This window comes from Carnobacterium iners, from assembly GCF_900177385.1.
Classification (GTDB): domain Bacteria; phylum Bacillota; class Bacilli; order Lactobacillales; family Carnobacteriaceae; genus Carnobacterium_A; species Carnobacterium_A iners.
The window spans coordinates 675,238-693,997 of record NZ_FXBJ01000002.1 but is presented as its reverse complement, the minus strand read 5'-3'; the positions used below and the strand labels follow the sequence as shown (position 1 = coordinate 693,997).

General features: G+C 34.9%; 20 protein-coding genes, 1 pseudogene and 1 other annotated feature. Of the genes and pseudogenes, 6 read left to right on the top strand and 15 right to left on the bottom strand.

Going from position 1 to position 18,760, the window contains the following annotated elements:
- Positions 1-79: 79 nt before the first annotated feature.
- From B9Y54_RS03535 to rplK, 5 genes are all read right to left on the bottom strand, one after another.
- On the bottom strand, positions 80-685 hold the full coding sequence (locus tag B9Y54_RS03535; protein ID WP_085558990.1) for a class I SAM-dependent methyltransferase: 606 nt from the start codon (positions 683-685) through the stop codon (positions 80-82).
- Positions 686-775: 90 nt separating this feature from the next.
- Positions 776-1,141 carry a 50S ribosomal protein L7/L12 gene (gene rplL, locus B9Y54_RS03530; protein WP_085558989.1) on the bottom strand — a complete coding sequence of 122 codons (366 nt, stop codon included), beginning with the start codon at positions 1,139-1,141 and terminating at the stop codon, positions 776-778.
- 76 nt (positions 1,142-1,217) lie between these two features.
- A complete protein-coding gene (rplJ, locus tag B9Y54_RS03525) occupies positions 1,218-1,721 on the bottom strand; it encodes a 50S ribosomal protein L10 (RefSeq protein WP_085558988.1) in 504 nt (167 codons plus the stop codon).
- A gap of 58 nt (positions 1,722-1,779) precedes the next feature.
- Positions 1,780-1,907: a sequence feature (ribosomal protein L10 leader region), on the bottom strand.
- Between the two features lie 47 nt (positions 1,908-1,954).
- Complete coding sequence (rplA, locus tag B9Y54_RS03520; RefSeq protein WP_085558987.1) at positions 1,955-2,647, bottom strand: 50S ribosomal protein L1; 693 nt, start codon at positions 2,645-2,647, stop codon at positions 1,955-1,957.
- 97 nt (positions 2,648-2,744) lie between these two features.
- A complete protein-coding gene (gene rplK, locus B9Y54_RS03515) occupies positions 2,745-3,170 on the bottom strand; it encodes a 50S ribosomal protein L11 (RefSeq protein WP_143062498.1) in 426 nt (141 codons plus the stop codon).
- 237 nt (positions 3,171-3,407) lie between these two features.
- On the opposite strand from rplK, the gene B9Y54_RS03510 reads away from it, so the two are divergent.
- Together B9Y54_RS03510 and B9Y54_RS03505 are read left to right on the top strand one after the other, a co-directional pair.
- Positions 3,408-4,793, top strand: a complete 1,386-nt coding sequence (locus tag B9Y54_RS03510; RefSeq protein WP_085558985.1) for an ISNCY family transposase — start codon at positions 3,408-3,410, stop codon at positions 4,791-4,793.
- A gap of 222 nt (positions 4,794-5,015) precedes the next feature.
- The gene (locus B9Y54_RS03505) at positions 5,016-6,425 is read left to right on the top strand and encodes an ISNCY family transposase (protein WP_085558984.1); all 1,410 of its coding nucleotides are present in this window, start codon (positions 5,016-5,018) and stop codon (positions 6,423-6,425) included.
- A 210-nt stretch (positions 6,426-6,635) separates the two neighbouring features.
- Here B9Y54_RS03505 and B9Y54_RS03500 read toward each other — a convergent pair whose 3' ends face one another.
- From B9Y54_RS03500 to rpmG, 4 genes are all read right to left on the bottom strand, one after another.
- Positions 6,636-7,085 carry a hypothetical protein gene (locus tag B9Y54_RS03500; RefSeq protein ID WP_085558983.1) on the bottom strand — a complete coding sequence of 150 codons (450 nt, stop codon included), beginning with the start codon at positions 7,083-7,085 and terminating at the stop codon, positions 6,636-6,638.
- 145 nt (positions 7,086-7,230) lie between these two features.
- Positions 7,231-7,779 (bottom strand): transcription termination/antitermination protein NusG, encoded by a 549-nt coding sequence (gene nusG, locus B9Y54_RS03495; protein ID WP_085558982.1) that lies wholly within the window; start codon positions 7,777-7,779, stop codon positions 7,231-7,233.
- A 170-nt stretch (positions 7,780-7,949) separates the two neighbouring features.
- A complete protein-coding gene (gene secE, locus B9Y54_RS03490) occupies positions 7,950-8,129 on the bottom strand; it encodes a preprotein translocase subunit SecE (RefSeq protein WP_085558981.1) in 180 nt (59 codons plus the stop codon).
- Between the two features lie 35 nt (positions 8,130-8,164).
- Positions 8,165-8,317: a 50S ribosomal protein L33 gene (gene rpmG / locus B9Y54_RS03485; RefSeq protein ID WP_085558980.1), complete on the bottom strand. Its 153-nt coding sequence runs from the start codon at positions 8,315-8,317 to the stop codon at positions 8,165-8,167.
- 188 nt (positions 8,318-8,505) lie between these two features.
- Here rpmG and B9Y54_RS03480 point away from each other — a divergent pair, with 188 nt between their 5' ends.
- Positions 8,506-9,891, top strand: a complete 1,386-nt coding sequence (locus B9Y54_RS03480) for an ISNCY family transposase (protein WP_085558979.1) — start codon at positions 8,506-8,508, stop codon at positions 9,889-9,891.
- 146 nt (positions 9,892-10,037) lie between these two features.
- Here the strand turns inward: B9Y54_RS03480 and menA are convergent, their stop codons facing one another.
- The 3 genes and pseudogenes from menA to B9Y54_RS12275 all read right to left on the bottom strand — a co-directional run bounded on the left by menA (position 10,038) and on the right by B9Y54_RS12275 (position 12,442).
- The gene (menA, locus tag B9Y54_RS03475) at positions 10,038-10,982 is read right to left on the bottom strand and encodes a 1,4-dihydroxy-2-naphthoate polyprenyltransferase (protein ID WP_085558978.1); all 945 of its coding nucleotides are present in this window, start codon (positions 10,980-10,982) and stop codon (positions 10,038-10,040) included.
- A gap of 47 nt (positions 10,983-11,029) precedes the next feature.
- Positions 11,030-12,098, bottom strand: a pseudogene (locus B9Y54_RS03470) (FAD:protein FMN transferase).
- A gap of 179 nt (positions 12,099-12,277) precedes the next feature.
- On the bottom strand, positions 12,278-12,442 hold the full coding sequence (locus B9Y54_RS12275) for a hypothetical protein (protein WP_159446045.1): 165 nt from the start codon (positions 12,440-12,442) through the stop codon (positions 12,278-12,280).
- Between the two features lie 611 nt (positions 12,443-13,053).
- On the opposite strand from B9Y54_RS12275, the gene B9Y54_RS03465 reads away from it, so the two are divergent.
- The 3 genes from B9Y54_RS03465 (at position 13,054) to B9Y54_RS03455 (ending at position 16,556) form a co-directional block, all read left to right on the top strand.
- Positions 13,054-14,913 carry an NAD(P)/FAD-dependent oxidoreductase gene (locus B9Y54_RS03465; RefSeq protein ID WP_085560497.1) on the top strand — a complete coding sequence of 620 codons (1,860 nt, stop codon included), beginning with the start codon at positions 13,054-13,056 and terminating at the stop codon, positions 14,911-14,913.
- Between the two features lie 80 nt (positions 14,914-14,993).
- Entirely contained in the window at positions 14,994-15,533 is a 540-nt protein-coding gene (locus B9Y54_RS03460) for a Gx transporter family protein (protein ID WP_085558977.1), read from the top strand.
- A gap of 42 nt (positions 15,534-15,575) precedes the next feature.
- Positions 15,576-16,556 carry a polyprenyl synthetase family protein gene (locus B9Y54_RS03455; RefSeq protein WP_085558976.1) on the top strand — a complete coding sequence of 327 codons (981 nt, stop codon included), beginning with the start codon at positions 15,576-15,578 and terminating at the stop codon, positions 16,554-16,556.
- Between the two features lie 157 nt (positions 16,557-16,713).
- Here the strand turns inward: B9Y54_RS03455 and B9Y54_RS03450 are convergent, their stop codons facing one another.
- The 3 genes from B9Y54_RS03450 to rlmB form a co-directional block, all read right to left on the bottom strand.
- A complete protein-coding gene (locus tag B9Y54_RS03450; protein WP_085558975.1) occupies positions 16,714-17,310 on the bottom strand; it encodes a sigma-70 family RNA polymerase sigma factor in 597 nt (198 codons plus the stop codon).
- Positions 17,311-17,409: 99 nt separating this feature from the next.
- A complete protein-coding gene (locus B9Y54_RS03445) occupies positions 17,410-17,934 on the bottom strand; it encodes an NYN domain-containing protein (protein ID WP_085558974.1) in 525 nt (174 codons plus the stop codon).
- Positions 17,935-17,969: 35 nt separating this feature from the next.
- Entirely contained in the window at positions 17,970-18,722 is a 753-nt protein-coding gene (gene rlmB, locus B9Y54_RS03440) for a 23S rRNA (guanosine(2251)-2'-O)-methyltransferase RlmB (RefSeq protein ID WP_234987932.1), read from the bottom strand.
- Positions 18,723-18,760: the final 38 nt, after the last annotated feature.

The following is an 18,760-nucleotide window of genomic DNA, read 5'->3' as shown; positions in this document are numbered from 1 at the left end:
CACACTGATTGCATTAGATTATTTTACATCAAATAAATCAAACAGTCAAGACGAAATTAAAATTGCCTTGTTCTCTATTTTAATTCTTTATGCTTTGAATAATCCAATATCCTTTATCTTTTATTAAAATTTCTGCATTTCCAAAGGTCTCTATCATCTTTTCTTTTGCGCTAGGCGCTCCTTGCTTCTTTTGAATGACGATAGTTAATGTTCCTTGCGTTCTTAAGCGATCGAAAGACCCTGTCAATATTTCGTGAACAACTTTTTTCCCTGCACGAATGGGCGGATTGCTGATAATTGCAGCAAAAGAATCGCCTTTTACTTGTTGATAAATATTAGAAGGATGAATTTTCGCATTGCTAATCCGATTGTTAGAAGCATTTTGTTTCGCTAACCCTAACGCACGTTCATTAACATCTACCATCTCGACCATTCTTTCAGAAGCTTCTTTAGCTAAAGAAAGTCCCATCGGTCCATATCCACAGCCTATATCTAGAATGTCACCTTCCACCATGTTATCTAAGTCAATTGTTTCAATTAACAAACGAGAGCCAAAATCAACGGTTTTTTTAGAAAAAACACCTAAATCTGTTACAAATTTAAACGTATGTCCGCGTAATTTGTATGTCCAAGCTGACTGTTCACTTTCAGTATTAGGTTTGTTTGTAAAGTAATGATCTGCCATTTTAAAAAAACTCCTTATTCTACTTTTTATGATTAAAAAAGACACGCAGCGAACTGCGTGTCTCAAAAATTTTCAACATAAGTGGTTGAATTATTTAACTGTTACAGTTGCGCCAGCAGCTTCAAGAGCTTCTTTCATTGCTTCAGCGTCTTCTTTAGAAATATCTTCTTTAATTGCTGCAGGTGCGCCGTCAACTAAAGCTTTAGCTTCTTTCAAACCTAAGCCAGTTGCTTCGCGAACTGCTTTGATTACTTTAATTTTTGCGTCTCCAACAGCTGTTAATTCAACTGTGAATTCTGTTTGCTCAGCAGCAGCAGATTCTGCTCCACCAGCAGCAGCTACAGGAGCTGCAGCAGTTACGCCAAATTCTTCTTCGATAGCTTTTACTAAGTCGTTTAATTCTAATACTGTTGATTCTTTCAAATCAGCAATGATTTGTTCAATGTTTAATGACATTGTTATATTCCTCCATTATTGGTTAGTTTTTTTTGTACTTTTTCTTTTCATATTGCCAAAAGAACGGTTTTTTTTATTAAGCTACTTCTTCTTCTTTTGATTCTGCAACTGCTTTGATAATAAGAGCAGTATTGCGAATTGGAGCTTGAAGTACAGATAGTAACATTGATAGTAAACCATCGCGATTTGGTAATGTTGCAAGAGCGTTCATTTCTTCTACTGATGATACTTTGCCTTCGATTACGCCACCTTTAATTTCTAAAGCTGATGCCACCTTAGCGAATTCTGCAATAATTTTTGCAGGTGCAATAACATCTTCATTACTAAAAGCAATAGCTGTAGGTCCTTTGAAAACATCGTCCATTCCTTCTAAACCTGCTGCTTGCGCTGCACGACTTAAAACAGAATTTTTGATTACTTGCATTACAACACCTGCATCACGTAATTGTTTACGTAATTCAGTTACTTCTTGAACAGTTAATCCACGGTAATCCATTACTACAACTGATGCTGCATTTTGGAATTGTGTCATTGCTGTTTCAACAAGCAATTGTTTTTCTGCGATTGCTGCTTGACTCATTAAATTTTCACCTCCCGATCGATTGATGGAATCTTTTCGTGTAGCCAACTTAAACAGTCTGCACAACGCAAAAACTCCATGTCACCGTAGACATAGAGGGAGTGTTGTATGCTTTCACATATCATCCTCGGCAGGAATTTAAGGCACAAGGCCACCTACTGTCTTCGGTAATAGTACTTAACTTAGACGATTTTAACAAGACAAATCGCCTAGGTCAAGACATTTATTATTTTTTATGCAAATGTATTAGCGTCAACTTTAACGCCAGGTCCAAATGTGCTAGTGATTGATATATTTTTGATATATTGACCTTTAGCAGTTGAAGGTTTTACTTTAAGCATTGTGTCATTGATTGTACCAAAGTTTTCAATTAATTTAGCTGTATCAAATGATACTTTTCCGATAGGAGCATGAACGTTTCCTGCTTTGTCTACGCGGTAAGTAACTTTACCAGCTTTAATTTCATTGATTGCTTTTGTAACATCCATTGTAACAGTACCTGTTTTAGGGTTAGGCATTAAACCTTTGGGTCCTAAAACGCGTCCTAAACGGCCAACTTCAGCCATCATGTCTGGTGTTGCTACAACAACGTCAAAATCAAACCATCCACCATTGATTTTTTGAACTAATTCAGCTTCGCCGACATAGTCTGCTCCAGCTGCTTCTGCTTCTTTTGCTTTGTCGCCTTTAGCGAAAACTAGAACTTTTTGTGTTTTACCCGTTCCGTTTGGAAGAACAACTGCACCACGAATTTGTTGGTCAGCTTTCTTAGGATCTACACCAAGTCTATATGCTACTTCAATAGTTTCATCAAATTTAGCAAAGCTAGTTTCTTTTATCAAAGCTACAGCTTCTTCTACAGTATAAAGTTTTTCAACATCTACTTTTTCTAAAGCTGCTAAATATTGTTTACCTTTTTTAGCCATGTTTTTATTCCTCCTTGATTGTGGTTATAACGGTTTTACCTCCCACTTGATCCTCGTCTTATTCTAGACGAGAGACACTGAGAAGCGTATTTCGGGATTAACCTTCGACAGTAATTCCCATGCTTCGTGCAGTACCTTCTACCATTTGCATAGCAGCTTCAACAGTTGCAGCATTTAGGTCAGGCATTTTTGTTTCAGCGATTTCTTGTACTTGTGCACTTGTAACGGTTGCAACTTTTTTCTTGTTTGGTTCACCGGATGCTTTTTCAATACCAGCAGCTTTTTTAAGCAAAACAGCCGCAGGCGGTGTTTTTGTAATAAATGTAAATGAACGATCTTCATATACAGAAATAACAACTGGTGTCAGTAATCCACCTAAATCTTGCGTACGTGCATTGAATTCTTTACAGAATCCCATGATGTTCACTTGCGCTTGACCTAAAGCTGGACCTACTGGTGGAGCTGGACTTGCTTTTCCTGCAGGAATCTGCAATTTAACTAACTTAACAACTTTTTTGGCCACGTGACATACCTCCTTGAATGAGTCCGCGATGTGGTTAATGGGGCTAAGATTTCCCCTCCCACATTTTTTCATACGTAAAAACGTACTAATTGACTATAGCATCTTTAATGCCATAGAACAAGTCTTAATTCACCTTTTTTATTTTTTTATCGTTCGAACGTGATAATGTCCTAAGTAGGTCGAAGCATAAAATGTCCCAAAATGATAAAATAAACTAATGAAAGGATCCTACTAACGATGAATGAAGATAAGAAATATAAAGCAATAAAAGCTGTGGCAGAAAAAAGAAAGGACAAAAAGAGAGCTTGTATTGAACTTGGGCTCTCGATGAGGCAAGTCAACAGATTAATTCAAGAATATCAAGAAGGAGGAAAAGGTGTTTTTTCACACGGTAATAGAGGAAAAATAGCTAAGCACGCCGTGCCTAAGGAAACAAAAAAACAAGTAATTGAGCTCTATCAAAGTTTTAAGATAAAACCTAACGTGAAGCATTTTACTGAAATTTTGAAGGAAGATCATGACATCTGTTACACTGATACGACTATTCGCCGTATTTTATATCAAGCTCATATTCTATCACCTAAAACTCAAAGAAAAACGCGTAAGAAAATAAAAGCTCGAATCAAAGCTAAATCAATGAAAGGAAAAAAAGAGGTTGAGAACCCACTGGTTCCAAGAGCAGAAGATCAAATGGAGTTACCCGAAAAAAGCCATCCTAGCCGTCCTAGAAAGAAATATCAGGGGGAGCTTATTCAAATGGATGCCAGCTCCTATAACTGGTTTGGTAAAGATGTGGCACATCTTTATTTAGCTATTGATGACGCTTCTGGTAACATCGTTGGGGCTTATTTCGATACGCAAGAAACACTCAAGGGCTATTATCATGTGCTCAATCAAATCCTAACGAAACAAGGCATCCCCTTAGCTTTTTTAACAGATAAACGAACTGTTTTTGAATACACATCAAAAGCCATGAGAGCGGTTGAAGAAGATACATTTACCCAGTTTGGTTTTGCCTGTCATCAACTCGGTATTGAGGTTAATACCACGTCTATACCACAAGCTAAGGGCCGTGTAGAGCGTTTAAACGGGACTGTTCAATCGCGACTTCCTGTAGATTTAGAATTAGCTGGAATACAGTCTATGGAGGAAGCCAATCACTTTTTAATAAAATGGGTTAGAACTTTTAATAAGAAGTTTGGTAATAAAACGAAGGAATCCATCTATGAAAATACACCAACTAAATCAGAAATCAATTTATTATTAGCACGAGTAGCTAATAGAAAAGTGGATAGTGGGCATCATATTCGTTATCAAAATAACTATTACCTGCCTACGGAAGGTAGTGAAGATAGATACTTTACGCGAAGATCAAAGGTGCTAATTATCGAAGCGTTTAATGGAAATATCTATGTAAATATAGCTGAAAAAATATACACAACAAGGAGACTGAAAGAACATGACTACTACTCACAAGAATTTGATTCGATTCCAGAGCAAAAAAAAGAAAGACGCCAGTATATTCCCCTACAATCTCACCCGTGGAAACTAGAGTCTTTCAAAAGATATCTTCGTAGTGTCGAAAAAACACTCGAAGAGTATGAAGCTGAACAAACAGCTTAAGACTAATTTTAACAAATTTGGTCACATTAATGCAAGCTTTTGCGAAGTAAAAGCTTGCATTAATGTGACCCTTGGTTTTAGGACATTTTCTCTTTCGCTTGACAGTCTTAATTCACCTTTTTTATTTTTTTTGTCATTAACAAATGATAATGTCTTAATAGTTAACAAATGAAAATGTCCCGTAACTACGTTACTCTAATCTAGAAGGATTGGAGTGATTTGATGGGAGTTCACCTAAAGATGTTTGAAGAACAAAAATATAAGACCATAAAAAAAATAAACAATGGACAAATTTCCAAAGCTCGTGCAGGAGTCGAGTTAGCTCTATCTCGTAGACAAATCAATCGATTAATTCGGGTTTATCAGACAGAAGGTAAAAGCGGCTTTAGACATGGGAATCAGAATCGGAAACCTTCTACTGGTTTAACACCTGAAACTAAGAAAAAAATTATTACGCTTTACAACAAGAAATATGAAGCGTTCAATCTTACACACTTTACTGAGAAATTAGTTGAAGTAGAAAATATCCAAGTCTCATACACAACGGTACGAAACTTATTGTATGAAAAAAATCTCTTATCCCCACGTGCTTTTCGACAAACAAAAAGAAAAAAACATAAGGAATTGCAAGAAAAGGAACAACATAAACAAGTACTAACAAAAAAAAAATGTCAGGTATTAAATGAATTAGATTATGTAGATACATTGAAGGCTCATCCAAGTCGTTCTCGCAAGAAATACTTTGGCGAACAGCTTCAAATGGACGCTTCCTCTCATGATTGGTTTAAAAACGGGTCATATGCTCATTTACACGCTGCAATCGATGACGCAACTGGGATTATAGTAGGAGCCCGTTTTGATAAGGAGGAGACGCTAGACGCTTATTATGAAGTGACGGAGCAATTTTTGACCAACTACGGTATTCCTTACGAAATTTTAACAGATAACCGTACGGTTTTTATCTATAAACAAGAAAAGCACCCTTCTGAAGAAAAGGATACTTTTACACAATTTGGATATGCCTGCCATACTTTAGGAATAAACTTACGTACAACTAGTATCCCTCAAGCAAAAGGAAAAATAGAACGGCTTTGGAATACACTCCAAGATCGTCTCCTTCAAGAAATGGCCTTATGTTCTATCCAATCAATCGATGAAGCAAATCTATTTTTGAAGCATTACATTCCTACATATAATGCCAAATTTGCTTTACAGCTCAAGGATAGCAAAAGTGCTTTTGAAAAGCTACCAAAAACAGTCATTTTGGATCATATACTCGCTCGATTTTCGCAACGAATTATCCAAAAAGGTCATGGCGTGAAGTATCAAAATAAGCTTTATCGCTTGCATGATCAAAACCAGCAGGTTTTACTTACTCCAAAAACAAGCGTCATGATTATCCATACAAAGGGAAATGAGTTATACGCTAGCGTTGATAATTCGGTGTTTTCCTTACAAGAAATTTTATTACATGAAGAAGTATCGAAAGAATTAGATGAACCTGTAAGAGCGAGAAAGACTCAATTAGTAATACCGGCCTTATCTCATCCTTGGAAAAAACCATCCTATGATCGTTATCTTAGAAATAAAAAACAAAAAGAAGCTATAAAAAAAGGTGCTTTACTCAAATAAAGTAGCGAACCAATTTTGTATAGCTTTTTTATAGCAGTTGTTTAGGATGGTTGCTTCATGGTTTTTGAAGGAATTATCCTGAACAACTTTAGCAAGCGAAGCGCGGTCGTTAATCTGCGAAAGCGAGTAAAAAGGGTTGATAATCCAAACTCATTATTATATAAAAACGGGACATTTTCATTTATCATTGACAGTCTTAATTCACCTTTTTTATTTTTTTGAACGAAATTTTTTCAAAGGTGTTGTTGATTCGCTAGTAGTCTTTTTATTTTTTGGTCTTTTTAGGAATTGAACGAAGCCGTAGACAATCCCCGCAACTATGCTATAGATAAAAAAGAGTACTATAAATCCCCAAAGCCCTACTACAGCGTCACTAAACTCCATCTGTCCTCGATCAGTAATAGCTTGTTGGATTTCAATCGCAAAAACTAAAACAATCATTACAGTAAATGTGTAGATAAATGCTAGTATCGTCGTTTTAAATTTAAACTTATCAATCCACTTAAAAATAGGATAAACTAATAGAAAGAATGCAATACCTACTAGTCCGATTACCCAAAAATGCAATTCTTTATCTGTCATTTGTATTCCGACCCGCAAAGAAATTTGATCATGTATTTCATTAACTAAACTAGCCAACCATAAAATAAGAGCCTTCATAAAGTTCCTCCGCTTCTAACTCGTCTTTATCCTTCAGATCAAAGCCAACTACTCTATCAGGATGACAACAAAAACCTTTTGCAAAATGAGAAGAAACCATTTCATTCTGGTTTTATCACTTTTCACAAAAGGCTAGTAGTCTTTTTTAAAGTTTATCTGCTTGTTCAAAATCAAGTTCTGTACTTGTTTCGCGACCAAACATCTCTACATTTACTTTTAATTTAGCTTTTTCTCGTTCAATTTCAGTAATTTTACCGACCATTCCACTGAAAGCACCTTCGATAATAGTAACAGACTCGCCTACTTCGAATTCAACTTCTTTATGGCGTGAACTGATTCCTAAACGACGTAAGATAACTTCAATTTCTTCTTTTAGTAGCGGAGCTGGCTTACTCCCAGCTCCGTGAGAACCGACAAAACCTGTTACACCTGGAGTATTACGAACCACATACCAAGAATCATCAGACATAATCATTTCTACTAGTACATACCCGGGGAATGTTTTTTTCATTGTTACTTTATCTTTCCCATTTTTCTTTTCTGTTTCTTCTTCCTCAGGGATAACAACGCGGAAGATATAATCTTCCATTCCCATACTATTCGCACGTGACTCAATATTTTGTTTCACTTTATTTTCGTAGCCTGAATAGGTATGTAAAACATACCAGTGTTTTTCAATTTCAACTTGTTCCACTATTATCTCTCCTATCTATTCGTTACCTTATTCGTTTTTATTGTCAAAACTTGTCATTAGTTTAAGTCATACAAAAAAACCTTCGTTAAGACTAGGAAGGTTTTGGCAAGCCCTTTATTTGCAGCAAGTATACCATCTTTCAGGTGAACTCACCAGTAATTTTGGCCGTTTTATAAAATTAAATCAAGAATAGAATCAATTCCGAAGTCAACAACCATAAAGAAAATCGTAAATAACAGACAAACTCCAAACACAATAATTGTGTTTCTTTTTAATTCTTTACTTGTCGGCCAAGTGACAGCTTTCATTTCACGACTTACGCCACCCAAAAAACCTTTTATTTTACTCATGTCTATTCCCTCCGAACAATTCATTAAACTACTTTTTATTTCGTTTCACGATGTATCGTGTGCTGATTACAATATTTACAAAATTTCTTTACTTCTAGTCTTTCCGTACGTCCAGCACTATTCACTTTTTTAGAATAGTTTCTAGATCCACAAATCGAACAAGCTAGGGCAGATTTTTTAACAGTCATTTTTTCACCTATACTTTCTATTTTAACGAGTGAAATCTCATTAAATTTAACACCACTTTGCTAAAGTGTCAATTATTCTTTTTATTTTTTAAAATAATATCGTTCGAACGTGATAATGTCCTAAGTAGGTCGAAGCATAAAATGTCCCAAAATGATAAAATAAACTAATGAAAAGGATCCTACTAACGATGAATGAAGATAAGAAATATAAAGCAATAAAAGCTGTGGCAGAAAAAAGAAAGGACAAAAAGAGAGCTTGTATTGAACTTGGGCTCTCGATGAGGCAAGTCAACAGATTAATTCAAGAATATCAAGAAGGAGGAAAAGGTGTTTTTTCACACGGTAATAGAGGAAAAATAGCTAAGCACGCCGTGCCTAAGGAAACAAAAAAACAAGTAATTGAGCTCTATCAAAGTTTTAAGATAAAACCTAACGTGAAGCATTTTACTGAAATTTTGAAGGAAGATCATGACATCTGTTACACTGATACGACTATTCGCCGTATTTTATATCAAGCTCATATTCTATCACCTAAAACTCAAAGAAAAACGCGTAAGAAAATAAAAGCTCGAATCAAAGCTAAATCAATGAAAGGAAAAAAAGAGGTTGAGAACCCACTGGTTCCAAGAGCAGAAGATCAAATGGAGTTACCCGAAAAAAGCCATCCTAGCCGTCCTAGAAAGAAATATCAGGGGGAGCTTATTCAAATGGATGCCAGCTCCTATAACTGGTTTGGTAAAGATGTGGCACATCTTCATTTAGCTATTGATGACGCTTCTGGTAACATCGTTGGGGCTTATTTCGATACGCAAGAAACACTCAAGGGCTATTATCATGTGCTCAATCAAATCCTAACGAAACAAGGCATCCCCTTAGCTTTTTTAACAGATAAACGAACTGTTTTTGAATACACATCAAAAGCCATGAGAGCGGTTGAAGAAGATACATTTACCCAGTTTGGTTTTGCCTGTCATCAACTCGGTATTGAGGTTAATACCACGTCTATACCACAAGCTAAGGGCCGTGTAGAGCGTTTAAACGGGACTGTTCAATCGCGACTTCCTGTAGATTTAGAATTAGCTGGAATACAGTCTATGGAGGAAGCCAATCACTTTTTAATAAAATGGGTTAGAACTTTTAATAAGAAGTTTGGTAATAAAACGAAGGAATCCATCTATGAAAATGCACCAACTAAATCAGAAATCAATTTATTATTAGCACGAGTAGCTAATAGAAAAGTGGATAGTGGGCATCATATTCGTTATCAAAATAACTATTACCTGCCTACGGAAGATAGTGAAGATAGATACTTTACGCGAAGATCAAAGGTGCTAATTATCGAAGCGTTTAATGGAAATATCTATGTAAATATAGCTGAAAAAATATACACAACAAGGAGACTGAAAGAACATGACTACTACTCACAAGAATTTGATTCGATTCCAGAGCAAAAAAAAGAAAGACGCCAGTATATTCCCCTACAATCTCACCCGTGGAAACTAGAGTCTTTCAAAAGATATCTTCGTAGTGTCGGAAAAACACTCGAAGAGTATGAAGCTGAACAAACAGCTTAAGACTAATTTTAACAAATTTGGTCACATTAATGCAAGCTTTTGCGAAGTAAAAGCTTGCATTAATGTGACCCTTGGTTTTAGGACATTTTCTCTTTCGCTTGACATTATTCTTTTTATTTTTTAAAATAACAAAAAAGTTATTTTGCCTATTGAACAAATAATAAACTAGCAGTTAAAAGTAAAACTTCTGCTCCACTAAAGATGGAAATATTTTTAATCGCAACAGAAAATGTTTTTTCTTTTATCTGTTCTTGATTAAATTCATGAAGATTTTTCTTAATCGGAATAACTGTAACTAAGATCAACAGTACTAACGGGTGCATTAATTTGAAAGCTACTACTAAAATAATAATGACGTAGGAAACATACATTAACAGATTGAATAATAAAACAGCATTCTTTTTACCTATATAAAAAGGCAATGTATACCGATGGTTACCTATATCCTGATTTAAGTCACATATATTATTAGCTAACATAATATTTGCAATTAAAAAGACTGTTGGCAGTGAAACAAATGCTATTTTTGCAATAGCGAGGTAGTTGCCTATTAGAAGAAACGTCGTTCCTTGAAAAACTAAGTCTAACAGCACACTCGACTCTATATTTACATAAACCGTAATAAAGAAAATCCCAAATCCCATAACTAATCCAGAAAGTATTTCTCCCAATGGCATTCTTGAAATTGGAACCGGACCAAATGTGTAGAAAATACCGATAATGAAACAGGCTCCTCCCATAAAGAGCAACAAGATTGTTGTTTGATAGACTAACCATAGACCTAGTAGTGAAGCAATACTTAGCATAATAATGATTATCCGAATTACTATTTTTTCAGAAATATTCTGTTGTCCGATAATATTGACTTCTTTCTTGTACGTATTATCTTTCGCTTTTTGATAATCGATCAAATTATTAATAGCTGTTGTCGTCCTATCAAATAGCAGCATCGCTGTAAAAAACATAAGTGTATTCACTAAATTAAAAGACTTAAAATATGTGCGAGAGAATAAAGCGCCTAATAAAAATGGAAATAAACTAGCAATTTTTGTCTGTATCTCAACAAGTTTTAAAAAAACAGTCAGTGTCAATGAAGTACTCCTTCTTTCGTAAGAATGGTATTAAATTCTTTTTGCAGTTAATTTTTCAAAATAAACTCGTCATCATTTATTCTAAAAAGATCCTTCAGTCCTTTAGATAAATAGATAGATTTATCTTTTGTTATAAAAACAGCCTCTATCTCCTTACTTTGGTTAATAAAGTTCAGTCCGCCTTCTAATCCTTTAGAAAAAGCTTCCGTTGAAAGTCCATCACCGTCTATCGATTTTTCTGCAACAATACTAACTCCAGCTAGACTATTATCAAAAGGGTATCCTGTTTTCGGATCAAGTAAATGATGGTATTTTTTTCCATCTGCTTCAATAAAACGCTCATAAATACCCGATGTCACTACCGTTTTATCACTTATTGGAATCGAACCTACTACTTCGCCACGTGCCTCAAAAGGGTTTTGAATTCCTACATTCCAGTCAGCGCCTTTAGCCCGAGGGCTATTCCCTAAAACATAGATATTACCTCCTAGATCAACAATTGCCGTGTTTACTCCGTTGGCTTTCAAGTTACTTACTGCTTCATCTGTAATATATCCTTTTGCAATAGCGCCTAAGTCTAAACGCATTTTTTTATCAGACTTTTAGAAAAATTGTTTGTTTCTCATCATCTAATGTTACTTTTTTGTAGTCTATTAAAGCTAATGAAGTCTCAATTTCTTGTTGGGTTGGTTTTTTAGCATCTTCAAAGCCAACGCGCCACAAGTTCGTTAACGGACCGATTGTCATATCAAAAGTACCATCGCTATCACTACTATATCTATATGCAGCTTTTAATAAAGAATAAACATCGTCAGAGACTTCTATTGGCTCGATACCGGCTTGATTATTTATCTTTTCAACTTCTGATTCTCCATCATTTACTGTAATCTTTTCAGATAGCTCTTCAATTCGATCAAAGACACTTGCTAACACTTCTTGTTTGCCTTTGTCGTAAATTTTCACATTTACTACTGTCCCCATTAAAAATTCTGTTCTACTATATGGTTCATTCACTAGACCGCTTACTTCTTTTTTCTCTTTCATACTACACCCAGAAATAATGAGTCCTACACTAAATAAAAGAAGTAACCCCTTCCAATTTTTTTCAACTTTCATTGCGCTCGCTCCTTTGTTTAGTTTAAACCATCCTATCAAAATTACTGATTAAAGTGAACAGAAAATTTCAACAAAATCTGAATAATTAATCTAAGACCTTGTCAGTTTAGTTTATTAAATAAAAAAAGAAAAGACTATTCTTCTACTTTGTTGTCTACTATGATTAGTTTTGTATTGCCTCATTTAGCTGCATCAACTAGTTGTTGTGCGCATGTTTTAAATGCTTCTGCTGAATGAGTTGCTCCTGTAACAACCTCACCTTCAACTGAATCACCTTCAGCTACTAAGTCATTATTTAATTCAGGAGTATAATCAGCAGGACCTGTTCCTAATTTTTCTACCATTGCTACTTGATAAACTTCGTTTTATATTTTTAATTTGTCGTCTTTATTAAGAGAATCATACCTAAATGATTCTCTTAATTTTCCGTCTTTAACAATTAGTGAGAAATCAACTTTCACGGCATTTTCATCTAAATTCTTCTCTTCTAATTTGTATGTACCGTCTTACGATTCTCCAACAGCTACTTTTGAACTTTCTTCTTTTGTTTTGTCATTGCTACCACAAGCAACTAAGAAAATCATTGAAAAAATAACATTCGTTAACTTAAATCTTTTTTAATTTTCATAATGATTTACCACCCTTTTTTCAGTCTATTCTTCCCCACATTAATATTTTATTCACAAGAAGTAAAGGAACACCTAAAAGTAGTATCATTGATCACTGTTTAGTTTTATACATTTTTTACAATTTTTTTGAAAATAGATTTTTTCCATCATTTTTATTTTTTGACCCAAATGAATATAGACAAAGACGTTATTTTTTAGTATACTTACTTTTATATAGTTTGTGAATTAATTAACTAACTTAAATCGCTCGTTTTATACTTATCCCATTAGTTACAATGGATATTTTATTTACTTAACCATTATTATAATAATAAGGGGTGGAAAAAATAGCTTCGAAAAATATTGTTGTTGTTGGTGCGGGTTTTGCAGGCCTCGCTGCTACAAAAAAATTAGCTAAACGTTTTAAAAAAAATCCAGAGATAAACATTACTCTAATTGATCGCTATTCTTATCAAACATACATGACCGAATTACATGAGGTAGCCGGTGATAGAGTGGAAGAAGATGCCATTAAATTTGATTTGCAACGGTTATTTTGCCGATTAAAAAATATTTCTTTAGTTACAGATAGCGTAACTGAAATTGATCAAGATAAAAGAATCGTCTTAACAGAGAACGGTGCATTTCCTTTTGATTACCTTGTTTTAGCTATGGGTGGAGAGCCTAATGATTTTGGAACTCCCGGAGTAAAAGAAAATGCCTTTACACTATGGTCATTAGAAGACGCTTTAAAAATAAGACATCATATAAAAGAAACGGTTGCTCTTGCTGCTGTTGAAAGAGACGCGGTTAAGCGGAAAGCCATGTTGAACTTTGTTGTTTGTGGTTCTGGTTTTACAGGAATTGAAATGATTGGTGAATTAATGGATTGGAAGAAGCGATTAGCAAAAGATAATAAAATTGATTCTTCTGAAATTAATTTGATGGTCGTTGAAGCTGCTCCAACCATTTTAAATATGATTACTCGTAAAGATGCAGATAAAGCGGAAGTTTATATGGCTAAAAAAGGTATTAAATTATTGAAAAATTCTCCTATTATTGCTGTTGAGTCAGATCATATTGTTTTGAAGTCAAATGAGAAAATACCGACACACACTTTAATTTGGACTGCTGGTGTTAAAGCCAATACAGATACTGAAAGTTTCGAAATGGAAGCGGCCCGCGCAGGTCGCTTAGTGGCTAACGAATATATGGAAGCTAAAGGACTAAAGCAAGTGTACGTTGTTGGAGATTTAGTTTATTATGAAGAATTTAAAGACACACCAACACCTCAAATTGTTCAAGCTGCTGAACAAACTGGTCATACGGCTGCTGATAATATTATTGCTGATATTGAACAAACGGAAAAGAAAGTCTATTCAGGTAAATATCAAGGATTTATGGTCTCAATCGGTTCAACTTATGGTGTTGCACATTTAGGAGACGTTATTCATTTAAGTGGATTCTTTGCTATTTTAATGAAACATTTAGTCAACTTATATTATTTCTTTGGCATTCGTTCTGGTTATTATGCGGCACAATACATCTTCCATGAATTTTTCCATATTAAAGATCAGCGCAATCTATTCCGTGGCCATCTATCACGTTATGGAAATGTTCTTTGGAGTGTTCCTTTACGGATATTTTATGGTAGCATGTGGCTTTTTGAAGGACTTAAAAAAGCCTTCGGTTTATTCGGAACAGATAGTTGGTTTGGTAGTAAAGTTGCCCTACCTTTCTCTTGGTTACAGGACGCTACAGCTGGTGCTTCAGCCACTTACACAGAAGCTGAAGCAGCCAAACCAATCTTTGGCTTAAGCTATGCTTATGGAGAAGAACCGATGACGGTCTTCTCAAAATCGCCCGAGTGGTTTGAAAGTATTATGAAAGTTATGATTCCTACGCCAGAAGTTGCTTTGATTTTTCAAAAAGTAATGACGCTTCTTGAAATTGCTATTGGTTTAGCTCTTATTGGTGGGCTACTTGTTTGGTTATTAAGTGCTTTAACAATTATTCTAGTTGCAAGTTTCTCTTTATCAGGAATGTTTTATTGGGTTAATATCTGGTTTGTTTTCGTTGCCATTGCATTAATGAACGGTTCTGGGCGTGCATTTGGTTTAGATTACTACATTATTCCATGGCTTCAAAAAATAGCAGGAAAATGGTGGTACGGAACACCGTCTTCATTGTATAATAAAAAAGCATAGGTTTTACACGAATAGAGTGGGTGCAGTTTACATCTGCCTTCACTCTATTTTAATTTTTAAAAAGAAGGGAAACTATTCCGATGACAAAAAACCAAAAAATTGTTTACATTGCTTTGTTAGCTGCTCAAGCTGTTATTTTGGGTTTAGTTGAGCGAAGCATTCCTTTTCCATTTACATTTGCTCCAGGAGCAAAACTAGGAATTGCTAACTTAATTACGATTATCGCGTTGTTCACTCTTCCTTTAAAAGATAGTTTTACTGTTGTTTGGATTCGATTGATTATGACAACTTTATTAGGAGGTACACTCTCAACTTTTTTATACAGCTTTGCTGGTACCCTATTAAGTTATTTAGGCATGTTAGCAGTGAAACAATTGGGACCAAAGTATGTTAGCATCATTGGAATTAGTGCAACCGGAGGAATTTTACACAATACTGGACAATTAGCTGTTGCTAGCTGGATCTCTCAAACTTGGACAGTTATGCTGTACTTACCTATCTTATCCTTTATGGGTATTTTATCTGGTATTGCTATCGGAATTGCAGCCAATTACTTAATGGAACATGTTCAAACACTTAGAGAATTTAGAGTTATTTATTACGATAAAATTAACAGTTAAAAAATGACTCATTCACTCAAACATAGAAAGGAGTTGTTAAGGATGTCTGTGTCCTCCTTCTGGGAACCTTATTCAGAATTGCAAGCAGAATTAGAATCAGTTACACACTTAATGGCTAAACAAATTCGTTTACGCAATAAAGAAATCGAGACCGTACTTTTAGAGAGTATTTATCGCGGTGGAAAAATGATCCGTCCAGCTTATACATTACTTTTCTCAAAATTTGGTGACAATCAACAAGTAGAGCGAACTCTTGCACTTTCAGCTGCAGTCGAGCTCCTCCATACAGCTACGTTAATTCATGACGATATTGTTGATGACTCTCCTCTAAGACGAGGAGTACCTAGTCTCCAAGCTCAATACGGAAAAGATGTAGCCGTCTATGCTGGAGATTACCTCTTCACTGTTTGTTTTCGTCTCTTATCTAACTATGCTGATCCAACAGAACAAGTTGAAGTAAATACTCGCGGTATGGAACGCATTCTAATGGGTGAGTTAGATCAAATGTATTTACGCTATAATAAAAATATATCTATTCGAAGTTATTTAACTCAAGTTTCTGGGAAAACGGCCCAATTATTCGCTCTTGCTTGTTACTCAGGTGCCTTGAATGGTGGACAAACAGAAAAATTTTCTAGAAATAGCTATTATATTGGTAGTCATATTGGAATGGCCTTTCAAATAATTGATGACATCTTAGATTATTCTCAAACCTCTATCGTCTTTGGAAAACCTGTTTTAGAAGATGTTCGTCAAGGTATTTATACCGCTCCTTTGATTTTTGCACTTCAAGAAAAGAATGCACGTCTAAAAGAACTTATCGATAAAGAAGCACAACTAACTGAATCAGATGCTAAAGAAATTCAGCAGTTAGTCATTAGACTAAATGGTTTAGAGAAAGCAAAACAATTGGCTGAAAAATATACTCAAAAAGCGATGAAACGAATAGAACAGTTGCCTGATCAAAAAGAAAAGGAACAAATAAAAAAAATAACATTATCTTTATTAGAGCGTCATATCTAGCCAATGGCTAGTTAAATAATAAGAGCCTTATAAAAGATATCCATCTTTTATAAGGCTCTTATTATTTAAAAACTTGCAAGAATAGTAGACATTTTTTTGCTTAAATGATATTATTCTAAATCAAGAAAGTATACGCTTTCATTTTCAGCATCTATTCTTACTCAAGTAATTGTTTTAGCTTACGCTTACAACGATCTAAAGCATTCTTAACTTGTAAAGCGTCGCAATTCAAATTAGATGAAATTGACTCAACATCTTTATTGTGAATAAAATCTAAAAATACACGTTGTTCGAATTCTGATAATGTATCTTGATAATCAGCCAGTCTTTCTCGAACTTGAAGTATTTCGATTGTTGGCAATTGATCCTTCCCTTGTAGTATGTACTGCATACCTTGTTGGCTTTCTAACATTTCTTCTAGTGATTCAGCATTTTTTTCAATTATTCTTTTCTTTGCCATGTCTTTACGAACAAGACTATATATATGATGTTTTAAGTTTAGTTTATAAAAATTACCGAACGTGTGACCTTTTTCACTATTGAAAGTATGAATGGTTTTGTTAAAAACCATTCTAGCTTCTTGCAAAAAATCATCTGACTCAAAACTTTTCAAATAAAAATCTTTCGTTATCTTTACAGACAAAGCATGGTAGCGCCTAAAAATAACATCAAAAGGAGTATTATCTCCATTTTTTATAACCGTTATTATTTCGTTATCACTCATTTGTGTAAAAAGGTCATCGTTCTCTAGCATTTATTTTCCTCCTTAAGATAATTAACTGTAAAATTCAAAAAAATAATTTTTTTGAGTCTACTATTCTCGAAAGTTTCTAAAAAATGAGACAAACCTCATTTATCTTTTAGTCAAATCATCTCTCAGTTTTTCCAGTTTATCCAGTTGAAGGCGGTTCCATGGTGAGTTGCGACGGTATTGCTGAAAATGATATTCCTTTGCATCTGAAGCAATCGCTTTTTTAGCCGTTTGTAAATCTTTATAGAGTTCGTTAGCAGATTTACGTAGTGCTCCTTTTTGAAAAACCAACCACTGCTCCGCAAGATCACTTGTTGCAACTGTCACTTGCGTAATTAATAAATTTTCTTCTCCAATAATCCTTTCAATATAACTATCCGCGGTTTCTCCTTCTTTCGTGAAAACAACCGTTAATGTATATTTTTTATATGATTTTTGGATGCCAGGAACAAGTTGAGCACCGAATATTATACGGGTTTCAATACCTGTATATTGTTGATAATTCGCTAATTCATGAAGCAACAGTTCTCTAGCGTCTTCCATCTTATCTTTATCTTTTAATTTCACTAATTCTGGCCACGAACCTATCATATTATATCCGTCAATAATTAACAATTCTTTTTTCATGAAATTTCCCCCTCCTTTCCTCATCATTTTCTCATTCAGATTTTATGACGACCTCTAAAAACTTCATACATCAATAAGCTTGCAGCAACACTAGCATTTAAGCTTTGAACGTGACCGGTCATCGGTATAGTTAACATACCGTCCATCTGTTCTTTAACCAGCCGAGTGATACCTTTTCCCTCGTTTCCGATTATTAATGCTAATGGTATACTTGTTTCCCATTTACGGTAATCTTGACCTTCCATATCTGTTCCATAAAACCAAATTCCTCGTTCTTTTAATTCTTTAATTGTTTGAGTTAAATTCGTTACGCGAGCTACAGGGACGTGTTCTATTGCTCCAGTTGAAGCTTTGGCAACCGTTGCGGTTAAACCAACAGCACGTCTCTTAGGAATAATGATTCCATGAGCTCCACTTGCATCAGCCGTACGCATAATTGAACCCAGGTTATGAGGATCTTCCACACCGTCTAAAATAATAAAGAACGGATCTTCTCCTTTTGCAGCAGCAGCAGCAAATAAGTCATCGATTGTTGCATACTGAAATGCTGCAGCGGCAATAACTACTCCTTGATGTACCACACCTTCTACTAATCGGTCTAGTTTCGTTTTCGGTACATAAGAAATTTGAACATTTCTTTTTTTAGAAAGTTTTTGAATTTCATCCATTTTAGAGCCGCTTAACCCTTCTTGAATGAAGACTTTATTAATATCTCGTTCAGATTTCAAGACTTCTATTGCAGGTAGTCGACCTGCAACTAAATCTTGTTGATGCTCTTCTTCCTCCATAGATTCAATTGGTGCATTTTCTTCTCTTCCAGCTCTAA

What these genes read in the sequence shown, in the direction of transcription:
- B9Y54_RS03535 (WP_085558990.1), bottom strand. Translation starts at nt 685, where the DNA reads ATGGCAGATCATTACTTTACAAACAAACCTAATACTGAAAGTGAACAG.
- rplL (WP_085558989.1), bottom strand. Translation starts at nt 1,141, where the DNA reads ATGTCATTAAACATTGAACAAATCATTGCTGATTTGAAAGAATCAACA.
- rplJ (WP_085558988.1), bottom strand. Translation starts at nt 1,721, where the DNA reads ATGAGTCAAGCAGCAATCGCAGAAAAACAATTGCTTGTTGAAACAGCA.
- rplA (WP_085558987.1), bottom strand. Translation starts at nt 2,647, where the DNA reads ATGGCTAAAAAAGGTAAACAATATTTAGCAGCTTTAGAAAAAGTAGAT.
- B9Y54_RS03510 (WP_085558985.1), top strand. Translation starts at nt 3,408, where the DNA reads ATGAATGAAGATAAGAAATATAAAGCAATAAAAGCTGTGGCAGAAAAA.
- B9Y54_RS03505 (WP_085558984.1), top strand. Translation starts at nt 5,016, where the DNA reads ATGGGAGTTCACCTAAAGATGTTTGAAGAACAAAAATATAAGACCATA.
- B9Y54_RS03500 (WP_085558983.1), bottom strand. Translation starts at nt 7,085, where the DNA reads ATGAAGGCTCTTATTTTATGGTTGGCTAGTTTAGTTAATGAAATACAT.
- secE (WP_085558981.1), bottom strand. Translation starts at nt 8,129, where the DNA reads ATGAGTAAAATAAAAGGTTTTTTGGGTGGCGTAAGTCGTGAAATGAAA.
- rpmG (WP_085558980.1), bottom strand. Translation starts at nt 8,317, where the DNA reads ATGACTGTTAAAAAATCTGCCCTAGCTTGTTCGATTTGTGGATCTAGA.
- B9Y54_RS03480 (WP_085558979.1), top strand. Translation starts at nt 8,506, where the DNA reads ATGAATGAAGATAAGAAATATAAAGCAATAAAAGCTGTGGCAGAAAAA.
- B9Y54_RS12275 (WP_159446045.1), bottom strand. Translation starts at nt 12,442, where the DNA reads ATGGTAGAAAAATTAGGAACAGGTCCTGCTGATTATACTCCTGAATTA.
- B9Y54_RS03460 (WP_085558977.1), top strand. Translation starts at nt 14,994, where the DNA reads ATGACAAAAAACCAAAAAATTGTTTACATTGCTTTGTTAGCTGCTCAA.
- B9Y54_RS03455 (WP_085558976.1), top strand. Translation starts at nt 15,576, where the DNA reads ATGTCTGTGTCCTCCTTCTGGGAACCTTATTCAGAATTGCAAGCAGAA.
- B9Y54_RS03450 (WP_085558975.1), bottom strand. Translation starts at nt 17,310, where the DNA reads ATGCTAGAGAACGATGACCTTTTTACACAAATGAGTGATAACGAAATA.
- B9Y54_RS03445 (WP_085558974.1), bottom strand. Translation starts at nt 17,934, where the DNA reads ATGAAAAAAGAATTGTTAATTATTGACGGATATAATATGATAGGTTCG.
- rlmB (WP_234987932.1), bottom strand. Translation starts at nt 18,722, where the DNA reads ATGGAGGAAGAAGAGCATCAACAAGATTTAGTTGCAGGTCGACTACCT.